This window comes from Bacterioplanoides sp. (genome assembly GCF_965226395.1).
Classification (GTDB): domain Bacteria; phylum Pseudomonadota; class Gammaproteobacteria; order Pseudomonadales; family Oceanobacteraceae; genus Bacterioplanoides.
This window is the reverse complement of the sequence record NZ_OZ245358.1, coordinates 988,759-1,005,514: the sequence shown is the minus strand read 5'-3', so window position 1 is coordinate 1,005,514 and position 16,756 is coordinate 988,759. Positions and strand designations below refer to the sequence as shown.

The 16,756-nt window shown below is 48.2% G+C and carries 17 protein-coding genes; all 17 read left to right on the top strand.

Annotation, left to right across the window (positions count from 1 at the left end; genetic code table 11):
- Position 1: 1 nt before the first annotated feature.
- The 17 genes from ACO05E_RS04565 (at position 2) to fliR (ending at position 16,751) form a co-directional block, all read left to right on the top strand.
- The gene (locus tag ACO05E_RS04565; RefSeq protein WP_419811806.1) at positions 2–2,176 is read left to right on the top strand and encodes a chemotaxis protein CheA; all 2,175 of its coding nucleotides are present in this window, start codon (positions 2–4) and stop codon (positions 2,174–2,176) included.
- 24 nt (positions 2,177–2,200) lie between these two features.
- Positions 2,201–2,707, top strand: coding sequence for a chemotaxis protein CheW (locus ACO05E_RS04560; protein ID WP_419811805.1), 507 nt, complete (start codon positions 2,201–2,203; stop codon positions 2,705–2,707).
- A gap of 60 nt (positions 2,708–2,767) precedes the next feature.
- The gene (locus ACO05E_RS04555) at positions 2,768–5,521 is read left to right on the top strand and encodes a methyl-accepting chemotaxis protein (protein ID WP_419811804.1); all 2,754 of its coding nucleotides are present in this window, start codon (positions 2,768–2,770) and stop codon (positions 5,519–5,521) included.
- Between the two features lie 35 nt (positions 5,522–5,556).
- Positions 5,557–6,408, top strand: coding sequence for a CheR family methyltransferase (locus tag ACO05E_RS04550; protein ID WP_419811803.1), 852 nt, complete (start codon positions 5,557–5,559; stop codon positions 6,406–6,408).
- Complete coding sequence (cheD, locus tag ACO05E_RS04545) at positions 6,405–7,079, top strand: chemoreceptor glutamine deamidase CheD (protein ID WP_419811802.1); 675 nt, start codon at positions 6,405–6,407, stop codon at positions 7,077–7,079. Before ACO05E_RS04550 ends, cheD begins: the two co-directional genes overlap by 4 nt.
- Positions 7,080–7,134: 55 nt before the next feature.
- Positions 7,135–8,175 (top strand): protein-glutamate methylesterase/protein-glutamine glutaminase, encoded by a 1,041-nt coding sequence (locus ACO05E_RS04540; protein WP_419811801.1) that lies wholly within the window; start codon positions 7,135–7,137, stop codon positions 8,173–8,175.
- A gap of 92 nt (positions 8,176–8,267) precedes the next feature.
- A complete protein-coding gene (locus tag ACO05E_RS04535) occupies positions 8,268–8,573 on the top strand; it encodes an STAS domain-containing protein (RefSeq protein ID WP_419811800.1) in 306 nt (101 codons plus the stop codon).
- A gap of 62 nt (positions 8,574–8,635) precedes the next feature.
- Entirely contained in the window at positions 8,636–10,333 is a 1,698-nt protein-coding gene (locus ACO05E_RS04530) for an ATP-binding SpoIIE family protein phosphatase (RefSeq protein WP_419811799.1), read from the top strand.
- Positions 10,333–10,677 (top strand): Hpt domain-containing protein, encoded by a 345-nt coding sequence (locus ACO05E_RS04525; protein WP_419811798.1) that lies wholly within the window; start codon positions 10,333–10,335, stop codon positions 10,675–10,677. The genes ACO05E_RS04530 and ACO05E_RS04525 overlap by 1 nt, the downstream gene beginning before the upstream one ends.
- A gap of 118 nt (positions 10,678–10,795) precedes the next feature.
- Positions 10,796–12,031 carry a flagellar hook-length control protein FliK gene (locus ACO05E_RS04520; RefSeq protein WP_419811797.1) on the top strand — a complete coding sequence of 412 codons (1,236 nt, stop codon included), beginning with the start codon at positions 10,796–10,798 and terminating at the stop codon, positions 12,029–12,031.
- 256 nt (positions 12,032–12,287) lie between these two features.
- Positions 12,288–12,830, top strand: coding sequence for a flagellar basal body-associated FliL family protein (locus ACO05E_RS04515; RefSeq protein ID WP_419811796.1), 543 nt, complete (start codon positions 12,288–12,290; stop codon positions 12,828–12,830).
- A gap of 9 nt (positions 12,831–12,839) precedes the next feature.
- Positions 12,840–13,808 carry a flagellar motor switch protein FliM gene (gene fliM, locus ACO05E_RS04510; RefSeq protein ID WP_419811795.1) on the top strand — a complete coding sequence of 323 codons (969 nt, stop codon included), beginning with the start codon at positions 12,840–12,842 and terminating at the stop codon, positions 13,806–13,808.
- A 12-nt stretch (positions 13,809–13,820) separates the two neighbouring features.
- A complete protein-coding gene (gene fliN, locus ACO05E_RS04505; RefSeq protein ID WP_419811794.1) occupies positions 13,821–14,378 on the top strand; it encodes a flagellar motor switch protein FliN in 558 nt (185 codons plus the stop codon).
- On the top strand, positions 14,353–14,838 hold the full coding sequence (fliO, locus tag ACO05E_RS04500; protein WP_419811793.1) for a flagellar biosynthetic protein FliO: 486 nt from the start codon (positions 14,353–14,355) through the stop codon (positions 14,836–14,838). Before fliN ends, fliO begins: the two co-directional genes overlap by 26 nt.
- The gene (gene fliP / locus ACO05E_RS04495) at positions 14,835–15,668 is read left to right on the top strand and encodes a flagellar type III secretion system pore protein FliP (RefSeq protein ID WP_419811792.1); all 834 of its coding nucleotides are present in this window, start codon (positions 14,835–14,837) and stop codon (positions 15,666–15,668) included. Before fliO ends, fliP begins: the two co-directional genes overlap by 4 nt.
- Before the next feature lie 24 nt (positions 15,669–15,692).
- Positions 15,693–15,962, top strand: coding sequence for a flagellar biosynthesis protein FliQ (gene fliQ / locus ACO05E_RS04490; protein WP_419811791.1), 270 nt, complete (start codon positions 15,693–15,695; stop codon positions 15,960–15,962).
- A 12-nt stretch (positions 15,963–15,974) separates the two neighbouring features.
- Entirely contained in the window at positions 15,975–16,751 is a 777-nt protein-coding gene (gene fliR, locus ACO05E_RS04485; RefSeq protein ID WP_419811790.1) for a flagellar biosynthetic protein FliR, read from the top strand.
- Positions 16,752–16,756: the final 5 nt, after the last annotated feature.

The window sequence follows — 16,756 nt, the reverse complement described above, 5'->3', positions numbered from 1 at the left end:
TATGAGTGTTGACCTGTCACAATTCCATCAGGTGTTCTTCGAAGAAAGTTTTGAAGGGCTGGATGTTATGGAAAGCGAGTTGCTGGATTTGCAACCGGGTGATGTGGATGGAGAAACGGTTAACACCATATTTCGCGCAGCGCACTCCATCAAAGGGGGAGCCGGAACCTTTGGTTTTATGCAAATTTCCGACTTTACCCACGTGGTGGAAACCCTGCTGGATGAAATCCGTGCAGGGCAGCGCTCAATGGAACAACACTATGTTGATCTGTTTTTGTTGTCGGTGGATTGTTTACGTTCGATGTTGGGAAGTCTGCAGGATGGTGCAGAGCCCGATATGGAAAAAGCCGATGAATTAAAAGCAGACTTTGAACGTATTTTAAATGGTAATGATGCCGCCGCCGAGCAACAAGCCAGCGACAGCAGTGCCACTCCTCAAAGTGAGGAACCCGAATCAGCGGGTTGGCTGATTCTCTTCAAACCGGATGCCGATATTTTGCGCACCGGTAACGAACCTTTTCGCATGTTCCGTGAACTGGCTGATATCGTTGGTGCGGACAATCTGGGTGTCACCCCGTTATTTGACCATTTACCTGAATTTACCAGCCTGAACCCGGAAGAATGTTATCTGCAATGGCAATTGCGTGTGACGAAAGCCATTGAGTTAAGTGAAATCACGCCGGTATTTGAATGGGTCGAAGACGACTGTGAGATTACTTACACGCCATTGGCTGAAGCGCCTGAGGCCGTTGATGAAACTCAGAAAGCCATGGCAGAACCCCCAGCGCTAGCGGATACAATTTCATCCGAAACTGCGCCTCCTGAAACTGTTGAGGAAAAACCAGGTTCAGAAAAAACTGTCGAAGCAGTTTCAGAAAGAACTGCAGAAGCCGTATCTACAAAAGTGGCTGAAGCCAAAAAAGCAGCCAGTCCTAAAGTCCCTGCCAAGGCTAACAATAAGGGAAATGAAAATTCCTCGATCCGGGTATCCATCGATAAAGTCGATAGCCTGATTAATATGGTGGGTGAATTAGTCATTACTCAATCCATGTTGGGGCAATTAGGGCAGGATTTTGATTTAACCAAGCTGGCTCGTTTGCAGGAAGGATTGTCACAGCTGGAGCAGAATACCCGCGAGCTGCAGGAAAGTGTGATGAAAATTCGCATGATGCCGATCAGCTTTGCATTCAGCCGCTTTCCTCGCCTGGTTCGTGATTTGGGTAGCCAGTTAGGTAAAAAAGTGAACCTGGTGATGCTGGGTGAAAATACCGAGCTGGATAAAACCGTGATGGAGAAAATTGGTGACCCACTGGTACATCTGGTGCGTAACTCCATGGATCACGGTTTAGAAACCACCGAAAAACGTCTGGCTGCCGGTAAATCAGAAGATGGCACTATTACTCTGAATGCCTTTCATCAAGGCGGTAATATTGTCATTGAAATTCAGGATGATGGTGCCGGACTAAACGAACAAAAAATTCTCGAAAAAGCCATTGCCAATGGTCTGGTATCCGAAGGTCAGAATCTATCCAGTGAAGAAATTCATCAGTTGATTTTCCTGCCGGGATTCTCAACCGCCGATGCCGTCAGTGATATTTCCGGGCGTGGCGTCGGTATGGATGTGGTGCGTCGTAATATCAATGAATTAAACGGCACCATTGATGTGACCTCTAAAACCGGTGAAGGCTCCACCTTTACCATACGTCTGCCATTAACTCTGGCTATTCTCGATGGACAGTTGGTTCAGGTCGCAGACGAAACCTATATTTTCCCACTGGTTTCAATAGTTGAATCGATTCAATTGGAGAAAAAATCTCTGAATAACATCACCGGCAGTCAGCAGGTTATGCAATTACGGGATGAGTACATTCCGATTGTACGGTTGGATGAGGTATTTAATTTGTCACGCCGTTCAGATGATAGTGATGAAGAAATGCTGGTGGTGGTTGAAAGTGATAACGAAAAAATTGGCTTAGTGGTTGATGACTTATTAGGTCAACAGCAAGTCGTGATTAAAAGTCTGGAGCAGAATTATCAACGGGTTGATGGTATCTCTGGCGCCACTATTTTAGGTGACGGAACCGTTGCCCTGATTATTGATATTTCCAGTGTGGGTCGGCATGCCGAACGCCTGACCACGGCTGATACTGGCAATCAGGCCGGTAAAGCGGCATAAGCCAGACGGTATAGAGAACGTATTATGGAAGCAATTAACGAACAAGCTGTAACGGAAAATGATGCCGAACAGCAATATCTGACTTTTATTATGGCGGGTGAAGAATACGGTGTGGATATTCTGGCCGTACAGGAGATTCGAGGTTGGGAAGAATCCACCCTGATTCCTAATGCGCCCCCTTATATTAAAGGTGTTATTAATTTGCGCGGTACCATTGTCCCTATTATGGATCTGCGCCTGCGTTTTGGGTTGGAAAAAGTCGAATACAGCCCGGTTACCGTCGTGATTATTCTCAAGTTTGACACCGATAAAGGTGAGCGGGTGATGGGCATTGTTGTTGATGCCGTATCCGATGTGTATTCCATTTCAGAAGATGAAACACGCAAAACCCCGGAGCTTAGCGAAGACCAGAACTCTGTTTTTATTCGTGGTCTGGTGAATGTTAACGACAAAATGATCATCCTGCTGGATGTTGAATCACTGTTGAGCTTTGAAAAAAATAAACTGGACCAGCTGGTTCAGGCAGGCTAGCGCACTAGCCGTTAGAAAATTAAACCGTCATCCGGTTAGGAAAGAATAAAGGGCTTGGTTATGAATATGTTGAAATCATTATTTTCAGGTGAAGATGCCGCGTTAGTGCGCGAGCTTAAAGCAAAGGTTGAAGCGCTGGATAAAAGCCAGGCTGTGATCGAATTTAATCTGGACGGCACCATCATCACCGCCAATGCCAATTTTCTTTCTGCCATGGGTTATCAGTTAAACGAAATCCAGAATCAGCATCATCGTATGTTTGTCGATAGCGAATACGGTAATAGCGCCGAATATCGCGAATTCTGGGATACCTTAAGCCGAGGTATTTTCCAGTCGGGTGAATTTAAACGAGTCCACCGTAACGGTAATGATGTCTGGATTCAGGCGTCTTATAACCCGGTGATGGATGAAAACGGTCGCCCTTATAAAGTGATTAAATACGCGACGGATATTACCGCGCAAAAACATAAAACATCCGATTACGAAGGTCAGCTGGAAGCCATCGGCAAAGCCCAGGCGGTGATTGAGTTTAATCTGGATGGCACCATTATCCATGCCAATGAAAATTTCCTGGCTGTGACTGGTTATCGCCTGGATGAAGTGAAAGGCCAGCATCACCGTATGTTTGTTGGTCAAGAATATGCCAACTCCATTGAGTATAAAAACTTCTGGGATCAACTGGCTCAGGGTAAATATGACTCCGGTGAATACCAACGCTTCAGCAAAAATGGTGATTCTGTATGGATTCAGGCCTCATATAATCCGATCTTTGATCAAAGCGGCAAACCGTTTAAAGTGGTGAAATATGCTACGGATATCACCGAACAGAAAAATCAGGCCGTTACCAATCTGAAAAATTCGAATATCGCCAGCGCTTTAAAAATCGCACAAACCAATGTGATGCTGGCAGATAACAACATGACTATCACCTATATGAATGACCAGTTGGTGGAAGCATTAACGGCCCGGGAAAAAGAGTTAAAAGAAGCGCTGCCTGCCTTTAGTGTGAATACACTGATTGGTACCAATGTTGATGTGTTCCATAAAAACCCTGACCATCAGCGCTCAATGATTGCATCGTTGACCCAGCCTTTTAAAACTCAGATTAAAGCCGGAGAAATTATCTTCTCTTTAATTGCTTCACCGTGGAAAAACGAAGCCGGTGAACGTCTGGGTACTGTGATTGAGTGGGAAGATATCACCGACGAGCTGGCAAAACAGGAAGCGGATAAAGTCATCGCTAATGCCAACGCCCGGGTTAAACAGGCTCTGGACGTAGTTTCCAATAACGCCATGATTGCCGATAACGATTTTAATATCGTATATATGAACGCGGCGGTTAAAAATATGATGGCTAATGCCGAAGCGGATATTCGCACCGATATTCCTGGTTTTGATGCATCTCGTCTGGAAGGTCAGAATATTGATATCTTCCATAAAAATCCGGCACACCAGCGCCATATGGTGAAAGCGCTGGATAAACAATATAACACCAAAATTAAAGTCGGTGGCCGTACCTTCTCTCTGATTGCGAATCCAATTTTTAATGATGCCAACGAACGTATCGGTACCATTGTGGAATGGCAAGACCTGACGGCTGAAGTATTTGCTGAGCAGGAAATTGATCAGATTGTTGAAGCCGCAGCGATGGGCGATTTATCCCGCCGTATTTCTGTTGATGGTAAAGATGGCTTCTTCCTGAATCTGGCCGAAGGACTTAACAAGCTGCTGACCATTGCCGATAGTGTGATTTCTGACACCATCCGTGTGTTTGATGCATTAGCACACGGTAATCTGACCCGTCGTATTGATGAAGATTATCAGGGTGCCTTTGATAAGCTGAAGCAGGATGCCAACAGTACCGTTGATCGGTTAACCGATATTATCACCCGCATTCGTGACTCTGCGTCAACGGTAGCAACCGGTGCTAACGAAATTGCTCAGGGCAATGCCGATCTGAGTAAGCGGACTGAGTCTCAGGCATCGAGTCTGGAAGAAACCGCATCCAGTATGGAAGAAATGACCAGTGCGGTAAAACAAACCGGTGACAATTCGGTGCATGCGAATGATCTGGCCACCTCGGCCAAACAAAAAGCCCAGTCGGGTGGTGATGTGGTTAGCAAAGCGGTTGATGCAATGGATGAGATCAACCACTCCAGTAAAAAAATTGCCGACATTATTGGTGTGATTGATGAAATTGCCTTCCAGACCAACCTGTTGGCATTAAACGCCGCGGTAGAAGCGGCCCGTGCTGGTGAACAAGGGCGTGGCTTTGCGGTCGTAGCCGGAGAAGTTCGTAATCTGGCACAACGTTCCGCCGGTGCCGCCAAAGAAATTAAAGATCTGATTCGTGACAGTGTTGATAAAGTCGATGCTGGTACCGCATTGGTTAATGAATCCGGTAAAACCCTCAACGATATTATCCAATCGGTGGATCGTGTCTCCGATATGATTCAGGAAATCAGTACCGCCGCGCGTGAACAGTCTTCCGGGATCGACCAGGTAAATGCTGCGGTGGCACAGATGGATGAAATGACCCAACAAAATGCCGCCTTGGTGGAAGAGGCTTCTGCTGCCGGTGAAGCCATGGCAGAGCAAGCACAGTCTATGATGCAGATGATGGAGTTTTTCTCTGTTGATGCCAACGCCCCGACCAGCATGACGGATATGTCTGTCGCAATTCCGGCACCTGGCACTGTGTCTTCGGTACCCAATATGGCGGTAGTACAGAGTGCAGCACCAGCGCCAGCCTCGAATACACCAGCGGGTGGTTTGTCATTCAGCGATGACGACGACGAATGGGCTGAATTTTAATCCAGCCAGCTCCAACGACCCATACGGTAAACAATATGACGAGTAAAATCGGCGCTGCAGCAGCTGAGCAGCGTGAATTCTTGATGACTCAGGCTGATTTTGATCAGATCTCAAAATTAGCCATGGATTTCAGCGGCATCGTGCTGGCAGAACATAAGCGCGATATGGTGTACAGCCGTATTGCCCGGCGTGTTCGGGAGCTTAAGCTAACAACATTTCGCGAATACCTGAATTATCTTGAGCATAACCACGCCCAGGAAGCGTCGGAATTTATTAATGCGCTAACCACAAACCTGACATCCTTTTTTCGGGAAAATCATCATTTTGAGTTTCTTAAAGAGGAATTATTGCCGGCGCTGCGGTTCACCAATAAAGCTTCTAAACGGTTACGTATCTGGTCGGCTGGGTGCTCGATTGGCCAGGAAGTCTATTCTATTGCCATGATACTGAAACGTGCCGGCTTCCCTTCGGAATGGGATATTAAACTGCTGGCAACCGATCTGGATTCTAATGTGGTAGAAACCGGGAAATCGGGTATTTATCCGGCTTCTCATATTGAGTCTATTGATGAAGAAACAGTGAAGCGTTTTTTCCGCCACAGCAGCGATCACCGCTCAGTTCAGGTAAAAGATGAACTTCGGGATATGGTGACCTTCAAGCGTCTTAATCTGTTAGAAGGCTGGCCGATGAAAGGGCCATTCGACATTATTTTCTGTCGTAATGTTGTGATTTATTTTAACAAGGAAACTCAGCGGGTTTTATTTGACCGTTACGCTGATCTGTTGCCCATGGGCGGTCATCTTTTTATTGGTCATTCGGAAAATCTTAACGGCATCAGTGACCGGTTCGAAAGCCTGGGTAATACAATCTACCGGAAAATTAAATGATTACCACTCCGCAAAATTCATCTCAGATGATACAAAGTCGCCCGATTCAGCCGCCGGTTAGTGCTGGTTTTGAACACGTTAATCGCTACTGGGATTCTGTTCATAATGTCTGGGCTGCGAAAATTCTTCCCGGTGAGTTTTATGTGTCGACTCACGGTGAAATGGTCGTCACCGTTTTAGGCTCCTGTATCGCTGCCTGTATTCGCGACAAGGTACGGGGTATTGGCGGTATGAATCATTTTATGCTGCCCAGTCAGGGCGAGTTCTCTTCCGATGTATGGGGCAGTAACCCGGAAACTCATGCTTCCCGTTATGGTAACTGGGCGATGGAATTTCTGATTAATGAAATTCTTAAGCGTGGCGGCAAGCGCGAAAATCTCGAAGTGAAATTATTTGGTGGCGGCCAGATGATTGCAGCGATGAGTGACATTGGTCAGCGCAATATTTTATTCGCCTATAACTATCTGGCAAATGAAGGGTTAAAAGTCGAAGCCGCCGATGTCGGTGATGTCTTTGCCCGTAAGGTTTTATATTTTCCGGATACTGGCTGTGTCAAAGTCCGGCGCATCAAACAAACCAGTAACGATACATTAATCAAACGCGAGACCGAATATCAGAAATCGGTGAATACGCCGCAGCAAAGTTCCGCCGGGAGTATTGATTTATTCTGAACAATAAACCCGTTCAGGTAATTCAAGCTGAAAGCAGTACGGCTCAGAGGGTAATATGGCTGAAAAAATCAAAGTACTTATTGTTGACGACTCGGCGCTGATTCGTCAGATGTTAAAAGAAATTTTCGCAACCATTGATGAAGTGGAGGTCGTTGGTACGGCGGCAGATCCTTATATCGCACGCGATAAAATCAAGCGTCTGAATCCGGATGTATTAACGCTGGATGTTGAAATGCCACGTATGAATGGACTGCAGTTCTTAGGCAACCTGATGCGTTTGCGGCCGATGCCAGTGGTTATGGTCTCAACCCTGACCGAAGCCGGAGCACCGGAAACACTGGAGGCTCTGGAGCTGGGAGCGGTTGATTTTATTGCCAAACCCAAAGCTCAGGATCAGGCTGAATTTCAGCAATTTGCTGCCAGCCTGAAAGAAAAAATTCTGATGGCTTCACGGGCACGCGTTCGCCCTTATACCGGCGAGAAAAAAGTTGCCCCACAACCGGTGTCAAAAATTCCTTACTATAAGTGGATCTGTATTGGCTCCTCGACCGGCGGAACGGAAGCTATTCGTGAATTACTGGCTGGTGTTCCGGTGAATTGCCCGCCGATTTTGATCACCCAGCATATTCCCGGAGTGTTCAGCAGCTCATTTGCCATGCGTCTGAATCGTGCACTGCCAATGGAAGTGCTGGAAGCTGAAGAAGGCATGGAAGTTCGCCCGGGCCGGGTGATTATTGCCCGTGGTGATTATCATCTGACGTTCCGCAAGGAAGGCGCTCGTGTTGTGTGCCAACTGAATGATGGTGAGCGGGTCAATCGCCACAAACCATCGGTTGAGGTGATGTTTGATTCACTGCAGCAGCAGGTTCCGGCCAACAAACTGGTATCGGTGATGCTGACGGGTATGGGGCGTGATGGCGCCGAAGCCATGCAACGTTTACATGATGCCGGTGCCGTTGCTTTGGCGCAGGACGAAGCCTCGTGTGTGGTCTGGGGCATGCCTAAGGCGGCTTATGATTTGGGTGCCGTGGATGAGTTGGTGTCGTTACCAAATATGGCTGCCAAGATGTTGAAAGCAGCACAAAAAGCGGGATAGCACAAAAGGCCGGGATAAATTGCCACCGCATACATGACAAATGCCGGCTTTGTGCTAAATATTAATAATACTTTTTTTGTTGGAGATAACGGATGACGGTTCAGGCCTCACTTGCAGGGAATGGTCAGGAGTTAGTGATCAAAATTGATGGACGCTTTGATTTCAGTGCACATCAGGAATTCCGTGATGCGTATGAAGGTATATCCGCCACAGTGGTTCGTTATACCGTTGATATGGCAGGCACCTCGTATTTAGACAGTTCTGCACTGGGCATGCTGTTATTGCTACGAGACCATGCTGGTGGTGATAATGCCAACGTCAAAATTGTGAACTGCAATCAGGATGTACGGAAAATCCTGACGATTTCGAATTTTGAACAGCTCTTCGCAATTCAGTAACGACAGTTACAAAAACTGCCGTTATATAAGCTACTTATATAAAAACTACAGAGCATACTGACATGGATGCCATCAAAATCCTGATTGCCGACGATAATCAGATCGACCGCATGGTACTGTCGAGGATCGTTCGTAATCAGGGGTATGAGGTATGTGAAGTTGCCGATGGTCAGGAAGCCATCAATGCCGTAGCGACTTTCCAGCCCGATATTATCCTGATGGATGTGATGATGCCCGGGGTGGATGGCAAAGAAGCCGCCCGGCATATTAAGTCACACTTCGAAGATGACTTTATTCCCATCATTTTTTTAACCTCCCTGACCGATGCCCAGAGCCTGTCGGACTGTATCGACAGTGGTGGTGATGACTTTTTAAGCAAACCTTATAACCCCACCATTTTACAGGCGAAAATCAATTCATTTTCGCGTATGCGCGCCATGCATAAAACCATGCAGGCCCAACGTGACACCATTGCCCGTAATAATGAGCATCTGTTACACGAGCAACAGGTTGCTAAAGCGGTGTTCGATAACGTCGCCCATGCGGGCTGTTTATCGGCATCCAATATCCGTTATATGTTGTCGCCGCTGTCGGTTTTTAATGGCGATGTATTACTGGCAGCAAAAAAACCGGCCGGTGGTATGCACGTGTTATTAGGTGACTTCACCGGGCATGGTTTACCTGCTGCGATTGGTGCCATGCCACTGGCCGAAATCTTTTATGGCATGACGGCCAAAGGCTTCGCCATTCGTGAAATTCTGCGTGAAATTAACCTTAAGTTAAAAGGCATTTTGCCCATCGGCTTTTTCTGTTGCGCCGTTATGGTCGATCTTAACAGCGAGCGCCAGAGTGCCTCGGTCTGGATGGGGGGGGTACCGGATTGTTATTTATTACGCGGTGGCAGTGGTCAGGTCGAAACTCTGTCATCGTCTAATTTACCCCTGGGTGTTTTGAGTAATGAGCAATTCAGCGATGAATTGCAGGAATTTCCGATGGGAATGGAAGACCGTCTGTTCCTGTGGTCTGACGGTATTCTGGAAGCCAGAAACCAGCAGGGAGAAATGTTTGGTGATGAACGGCTGAAATCAATCTTTGATCAGGCGGGCAGTCCGGAATGTGTGTTTAACGATATTCAGCGGCAACTGGCGCTGTTTACCGAAGGCAGCGAACGTGACGATGACACCACCTTAATTGAAGTCAAAATGGTGGCTGACTCCGTTCGTGATGAGATGGACATGCAGATGAATTGTGGCCCGGTATCCGGCCCGATTGACTGGAATATGCATTACCATCTGGGGCCGGAAACGCTGAAGAATTTTAACCCGTTACCCCTGATGATCCACATTATGATGGAAGTCCCCGGGCTCAGAGTCATGGGCGGCCAGCTCTATACGGTTATGGCTGAACTGTTTTCGAATTCATTTGAACACGGTGTGTTAGGGCTGCAATCGGAGCAAAAATCCAGTGCGGATGGTTTTCTGCAATATTACAAAGATCGCGAGCAGCGGCTGGCGAACTTGAGTGATGGTTGTATCGATATTCATATGCGTCATGAAGGGGATGGTCGTAGTGGAACTTTAACCCTGCTAATTGAAGACAGTGGAGATGGATTCGATTTTAATGCTGTGCAAACGCAGAAAAACCCTTACTCAGGGCGTGGTATTCCGCTGATTTCCGAAGTGTGTGAATCATTGAAATATCACGGCAAAGGCAATAAGGTGGAGGCAATAATACGCTGGCCAAACACGAGGACGGGTTGATGGGTGCAATGGCAGATCACTTTGATCTGGAATCCTTTGAAATGTTGCAAGACGTTATGGAAGACGAATTCAGTGAATTATTAACGGTTTATGTTAATGATTCTGACCAGCGTCTTCCGGTGATTCTCCAGGCTTTTCGTGATGGAGATACTGAACGCTTAAGAGAGTTGGCACACAGCTTTAAAGGCTCCAGCAGTAATATCAGTGCGGCCCCATTGGCCAAGCTATGCCATCAGCTTGAAAACGCTGCCCGTGATCAACAATTGACCGGGTTAGAACCGGTGCTGACAGGCATCGAATCGGAATACGCTCAGGTGCGCAACCTGCTTTCATCTCTTCTCTGATGCCGACTTTTCTGTTCGGCATATTCTCTGACCGTTCTATAAGATCTCAGGCTAACTGAGAAGTTGGCCCGGCGGTTGCAAATTCGTACACAGGTATTTTATTTGTACGGAGAGTGGCATGAACCCGACCGAAGTCAGCCAGGGTGGCTTGTTCAGTCTTTTACCCTCAGTTTCAACCCTACAGACCGCAGAAGATGGGCAATTGCTGGCCGAAGGCAGTGATTTCAGCTCGCTGCTAGAAGGCTTATCACTGACCCCTGAGGACGCCTTATTGCCGGAGCGTGACGGTGCTGCCGTTACACAACTGTTGCCGCTGGACGGACAGCCTTTGCCGCAACTCGACGGTGAGCCGATTCAGCCGTCGGTGCTGCTGGCCAGTATTCGTCAGTCTCAGGGGCTGACCTCTTCCGGGTTGCAGGTCGAAGTGCTGGAAGACGAGACGCTGACGGATGAAAACGGTGAATCATTGGCAACCGTGTTACCCACATCATTAGTGGCTCAGTCGACCAATACACCAGCAAATGATCTGCTGCGCCAGCCTGCCAGCCAGGATCCGGCCAGCCTGAAAGCAACAACCGCGATGCCATCAACCCAAGATGCTGATGTTGCACTGGAAGATCTGGCTGGTGAAGAACTACTTGATGACGGTGCATTAACCGAGGAAGAAGCACTGGCTGAAGCCAAAGCGGAACGTCCGGGAGTAACACAAATTCGCAGTGAACAATCACAGGTTCAGACACGCACCACCGCAACGGCTGAAGTAATGGATAACAAGGCAGCAAATCTGGCGGATATCACCCCGTTATCTAATACTGTGGCTGCTGACGCCGGTAAAGCCGAAGAAGTAATTGTCACCGAAGCCGAAGCGGAACAGCTGGAGGAACAGGAACAAGTGACTCAGAGTAAAGAGCGGTTGGAATTTGGCCGCGACAAAGAAAAATGGGCGCCGGCGCTGGGCAGCCGTATTGTCACCATGGTGGCGGATAATATTCAGCAGGCTGAAATCCATTTGGATCCACCGGAGTTGGGTTCTATGGAAATTAAAATGCAGGTGAACCAGGAGCAAACCAGCATTCAGGTTCAGGTGCAGTCGACCCAGGTGCGCGATGTACTGGAAGCCAATGCTCAGCGTTTACGTGATGCTTTGGCGGAGCAGGGCATGGAGTTGGCTGGGTTTGATGTCAGTCAGCAGCAATCTGATCAACAGTCTGCTCAGCAACAAGCCGCCCAACAACAAGCTGAATCCGGTCCGGAAGGCCATCAGGGTGGCGATAACCTGGTTGCCGCCGAAGGTGACGAGGCTACGACCGTAACCGTTCGTGAAAGTGATGGCTTGCTTGACGCTTATGCCTGAGCATTTGCCTGATTACTTGCCGGGCAACTAACCACTCATTTCTTTCCTTTCATATGCCGCCGCTACTCATTCAGGTCTGTCGCCAGGCCTGAGTGAGTCGCCAATCACCTTTCCCGTAGGTTTTGCTCATATCAATCCGGCGCTTATGCCAGAACCTTCTAAACTTCAAATGTAATGAAAAAACCGTGTGTCGCTTTTTTGACGAAAAGGCGTGGCATGAGTATTGCTATTTTGACTGAAAGCAGGAGAAGCAGATATGGCTGCAGAGCAGGATTTAAAGCTGGACACCCCGGAAGAAGCCCCGTCTGGTGGTGGTAAGAAAAAACTGATTCTGATTATTGTCGGAGCGTTATTGCTGGTCGGGATTGCCGTTGGCGTTACCTGGTTTCTGATGAGTGGTGGTGACGATGCCGAAGGCGAAGAAATGGCGGCTGAAGAAATGGCGCCTAAAGAAGAAGTTATGGCCGAAGAGACTGAAATTCCCGCTCAGTACGTGGTGTTAAAACCGGAGTTTGTGGTGAGTTTTCAGGTCGGCACTCGACAGCGTTTTTTGCAAGTCAGCATTGAAGTAATGACCCGTAAGCAGACCGTTGTTGATGCGCTGAGTCTGCATGAGCCTATGATCCGTAATGACATTATCCGGATTATGGGTGAGCAGGACTTTAATGAACTCCGAACCGCTGAAGGGCGGGTGGCATTGCAGAAACAATTGCTTAAGCATCTGCAGATGTCGATGAAACGAGAGGCCGGTAGCTCAGAAGTAGAAGCGGTGCTCTTTACTAACTTTGTGATGCAGTAGGACGGATGCGTGCAAGATTTACTGTCGCAAGATGAAATTGATGCGTTACTTCACGGTGTTGATGACGGCGATATTGAGCCGGAAGAAGACATTGATGAATCCGGGGTCAAAAATTATGACCTGACCAGCAACGACCGCATTGTGCGCGGTCGTATGCCAACCTTGGAAATGATTAACGAGCGCTTTGCCCGTTATACCCGCATCAGCATGTTTAACTTCTTGCGACGCAGTGCCGATGTGGCCTCTGGTGGTGTGCAGATTATGAAGTTTGGTGAGTACGTACATACCCTGTACGTGCCAACCAGTCTGAATCTGGTGAAGATGCGACCATTGCGTGGCACGGCTCTGTTTATTATGGACGCCAAGCTGGTGTTTAAGCTGGTGGATAACTTTTTTGGTGGTGATGGCCGTCACGCCAAAATTGAAGGACGTGAATTTACCCCCACCGAAGTGCGGGTAGTACAGTTGGTATTAAGCCAGATCTTCAGTGACATGATTGAAGCCTGGCAACCGGTGATGGAAGTGGAATTTGAGTACGTTGGCTCAGAAGTGAATCCGGCCATGGCCAATATTGTCAGCCCCAGTGAAGTGGTAGTGGTCAGTACCTTCCATATCGAACTCGACGGTGGCGGTGGCGATTTTCATATGACCATTCCGTATTCCATGATTGAACCCATTCGTGAAGTTCTGGATGCCGGGGTACAGAGTGATATTGACGATATTGACGAGCGTTGGACCCAGTCATTACGGGAAGACATCATGGATGCCCCCGTGCCAGTACACGGCACCCTGGTTGAGCGCGACATTACCCTGCGTGAAGTGGCCGAATTAAAAGCCGGCGATGTGATCCCGGTGGATATGCCGGAAGAATTTACCCTTGAGGCCAATGGTATCCCGGTATTCCGCGGAAAAATGGGCATCTCAAATGAAAACCTGGCGGTGAAAATCATCGACCAGCTGAACCACAGACGGCGTTAACAGGAGACACCGATGAGTGATGAAGACAACCAAGACCTGACGCCCGAAGAGAATAACAATCCAGCGTCTGACGCCGATGCCATGGCGGATGCCGTTGCCAGTGGTGTGGAACAAGCCTCGGGCGATGAAGCCCTGGCGGATGAATGGGCCGCGGCGATGGAAGAATCCGGCGACGGTGACGGCAGTGTTGAGGATGAATGGGCGGCAGCGATGGAGGAAGCCGGAGAAGGCAGCTCTGACGATGATGTGCAGGCCATGCCGCTGGACCCGTTAGAAGACGAAGGGCAGCCACGCAAAATTCCGGAAGACGGCCCGGAGCTGGATGTCATCCTTGATATTCCGGTACGTATTTCGATGGAAGTGGGCTCGACCCAGATTCCGATTCGTAACTTATTACAACTGAACCAGGGCTCGGTGGTTGAGCTGGATCGTCTGGCCGGTGAACCACTGGATGTGATGGTGAATGGCACGTTAATCGCCCATGGTGAAGTGGTGATGGTGAACGATAAATTTGGTATCCGTTTAACCGATGTGGTGAGCCAGAGTGAACGTATTCAGCGCCTGCGTTAAATCACGTTTGGCTGCTGGCACAGCCATGCTGCGGGCGGCGCTGCTGCCATTAGTGAGTTTGCTGTTGCCATTAGTAGCACAAGCGACCGAGCAAACCGAAGCCATCGCCGAGACCAGCCCGTTGGCCATTGACCCGATGGCTTCTGCCGGCAAAGTAGTGGTATTTCTGCTGCTGATTATTGGTTTGATTCTGTTGCTGGCCTGGTTGGGTGGTAAAACCCGAGGCTTACCGCTGGCCGGTTTTACGGCCTCAGATGCGCCACTAAAAACCATTGCCACCTTGCCACTGAGCATGAAAGAAAAAATTGCCGTCATTCAGGTCGGCGAAAAACAACTGGTAGTGGGCATTACCCAACAACAAATTACCTGCTTAGCGGAGCTGGATGAACCCTTACCGGTGAATAATCCAACACAGTCTCCCGCTTTTTCTGAGTTATTAAAAAAAGCGATTCGGTCATGATCAACCACCAGCGCAGCTCTCTTGTGGCCGCCAGAAAACGTCATACTCCGGGTATTTTCTCAGCCGTTGTATTGCCTCTGATTATCCTGCTGTCGGCCATTGTGTTTTCCGCTCCGGCTGTTGCCGAAGACGGTGAGCCAAAGAAAAATTATCTGGGTATTCCGGCACTGATTTATCAGGCCAATGACTCTGGTGGCGAATACAGCATCAGTATTCAGATCCTGACCATTATGACGCTACTGACGGTGTTGCCGTCGTTGCTGATTATGATGACATCGTTCACCCGGATTATTGTGGTAATGGCGATTTTGCGTCAGGCACTGGGTCTGCAACAAACGCCTTCTAATCAGATTATCCTCGGCCTGGCGCTGTTTCTGACGTTATTTATTATGATGCCGGTGTTCCGGGTTATTAATGCTGAAGCGGTACAACCCTATATGGCGGAAACCATCACACCGCTGGAAGCTGCCGAGCGGGCATTAAAACCCATTCACGAGTTTATGTTGTCGCAAACCCGGGAAAATGATCTGAATTTGTTTGTGCGCATCAGTGGTGAGCAGAATATTGCCAGCCCGGAAGAAACCCCCATTCATATTTTAATTCCAGCGTTTATCACCAGTGAATTAAAAACCGCTTTTCAGATTGGCTTTTTAATTTTTATTCCTTTCCTGATTATTGACCTGGTGGTCGCCAGTATTCTGATGGCCATGGGTATGATGATGTTATCGCCGATTATTATTTCTCTGCCTTTTAAAATCATGTTGTTTGTTTTGATTGATGGCTGGGCCTTAATTATGGGCACCTTGGCGAATAGCTTTGGCACCGTCTGAGTTTAATAGCGGGAGACTCCTGAAATGACACCCACAGAAATTGGCGATTTATTTACTCAGGCGCTGTATATCGTATTGGTGATTGTGGTGGTCATGATTGTTCCCAGTCTGATTATTGGTCTGGTGGTGAGTACCTTTCAGGCCGCTACTCAGATTAACGAACAAACACTGAGTTTTTTACCGCGACTGGTGGTGACTTTATTGGCGATTATTGGCTTTGGCCCATGGGCAGTGACCATGGTGCTGGATTTTACCCGCCAGATTTATATGAATATTCCTTTTATTATTGGCTGACGGAAAAGCACTATGCTGGAAATAGACCCGGTTGATGTCAGCCACTGGATCGGCCGTTACCTGTACCCGTTTGCCCGTATTACCGGATTGCTGATGGTGATGCCACTGATTGGTAGCCGTATGGTAAACCAGCGGGTGCGTATTTTTTTAGCCGTGGCCATCACTCTGGCGGTGGTGCCGATATTACCACCCATGCCCAAGGTAGATGCGGTTTCTCTGGCCTCCTTTATTATTATTTTGCAGCAACTGCTGATTGGTATTGCGTTGGGTTTTATTGTTGAAATGCTGACCCAGGTGTATGTATTGGCCGGGCAGCTGATCGCGATGCAAACCGGTTTGGGTATTGCCACCACGGTGGACCCAAGCCAGGGCGCCTCAGTGGTAGTAATTTCCCAATGGTTTTTATTTCTGGTCAGTCTGGTATTTGTGTCGTTAAACGGACATCTGGTACTGATTGAAATTCTAATTGATAGCTTTACGACCTTTCCGGTATCCATGCAGGGCTTTGGAGCCGAACAATTTGGCTTAATTGTGCGCTGGAGTGGCTGGATGTTTGCTGCTGCTCTGGTGCTGGCTTTGCCTGCGATGGCTGCGTTATTGGTGGTTAACCTGGCCTTTGGTGTCATGACCCGGGCTGCACCTCAGCTGAATATTTTTGCGCTGGGTTTTCCGGTAACCATGATTGTGGGTTTATTTGTGATGTGGCTCAGTATGGCTGATATGGCGACGAGTTTTCAGCAGCAAATGGACACCTTATTTGAATTTATGAAGAAACTTACGCTGCAGTAAATTGT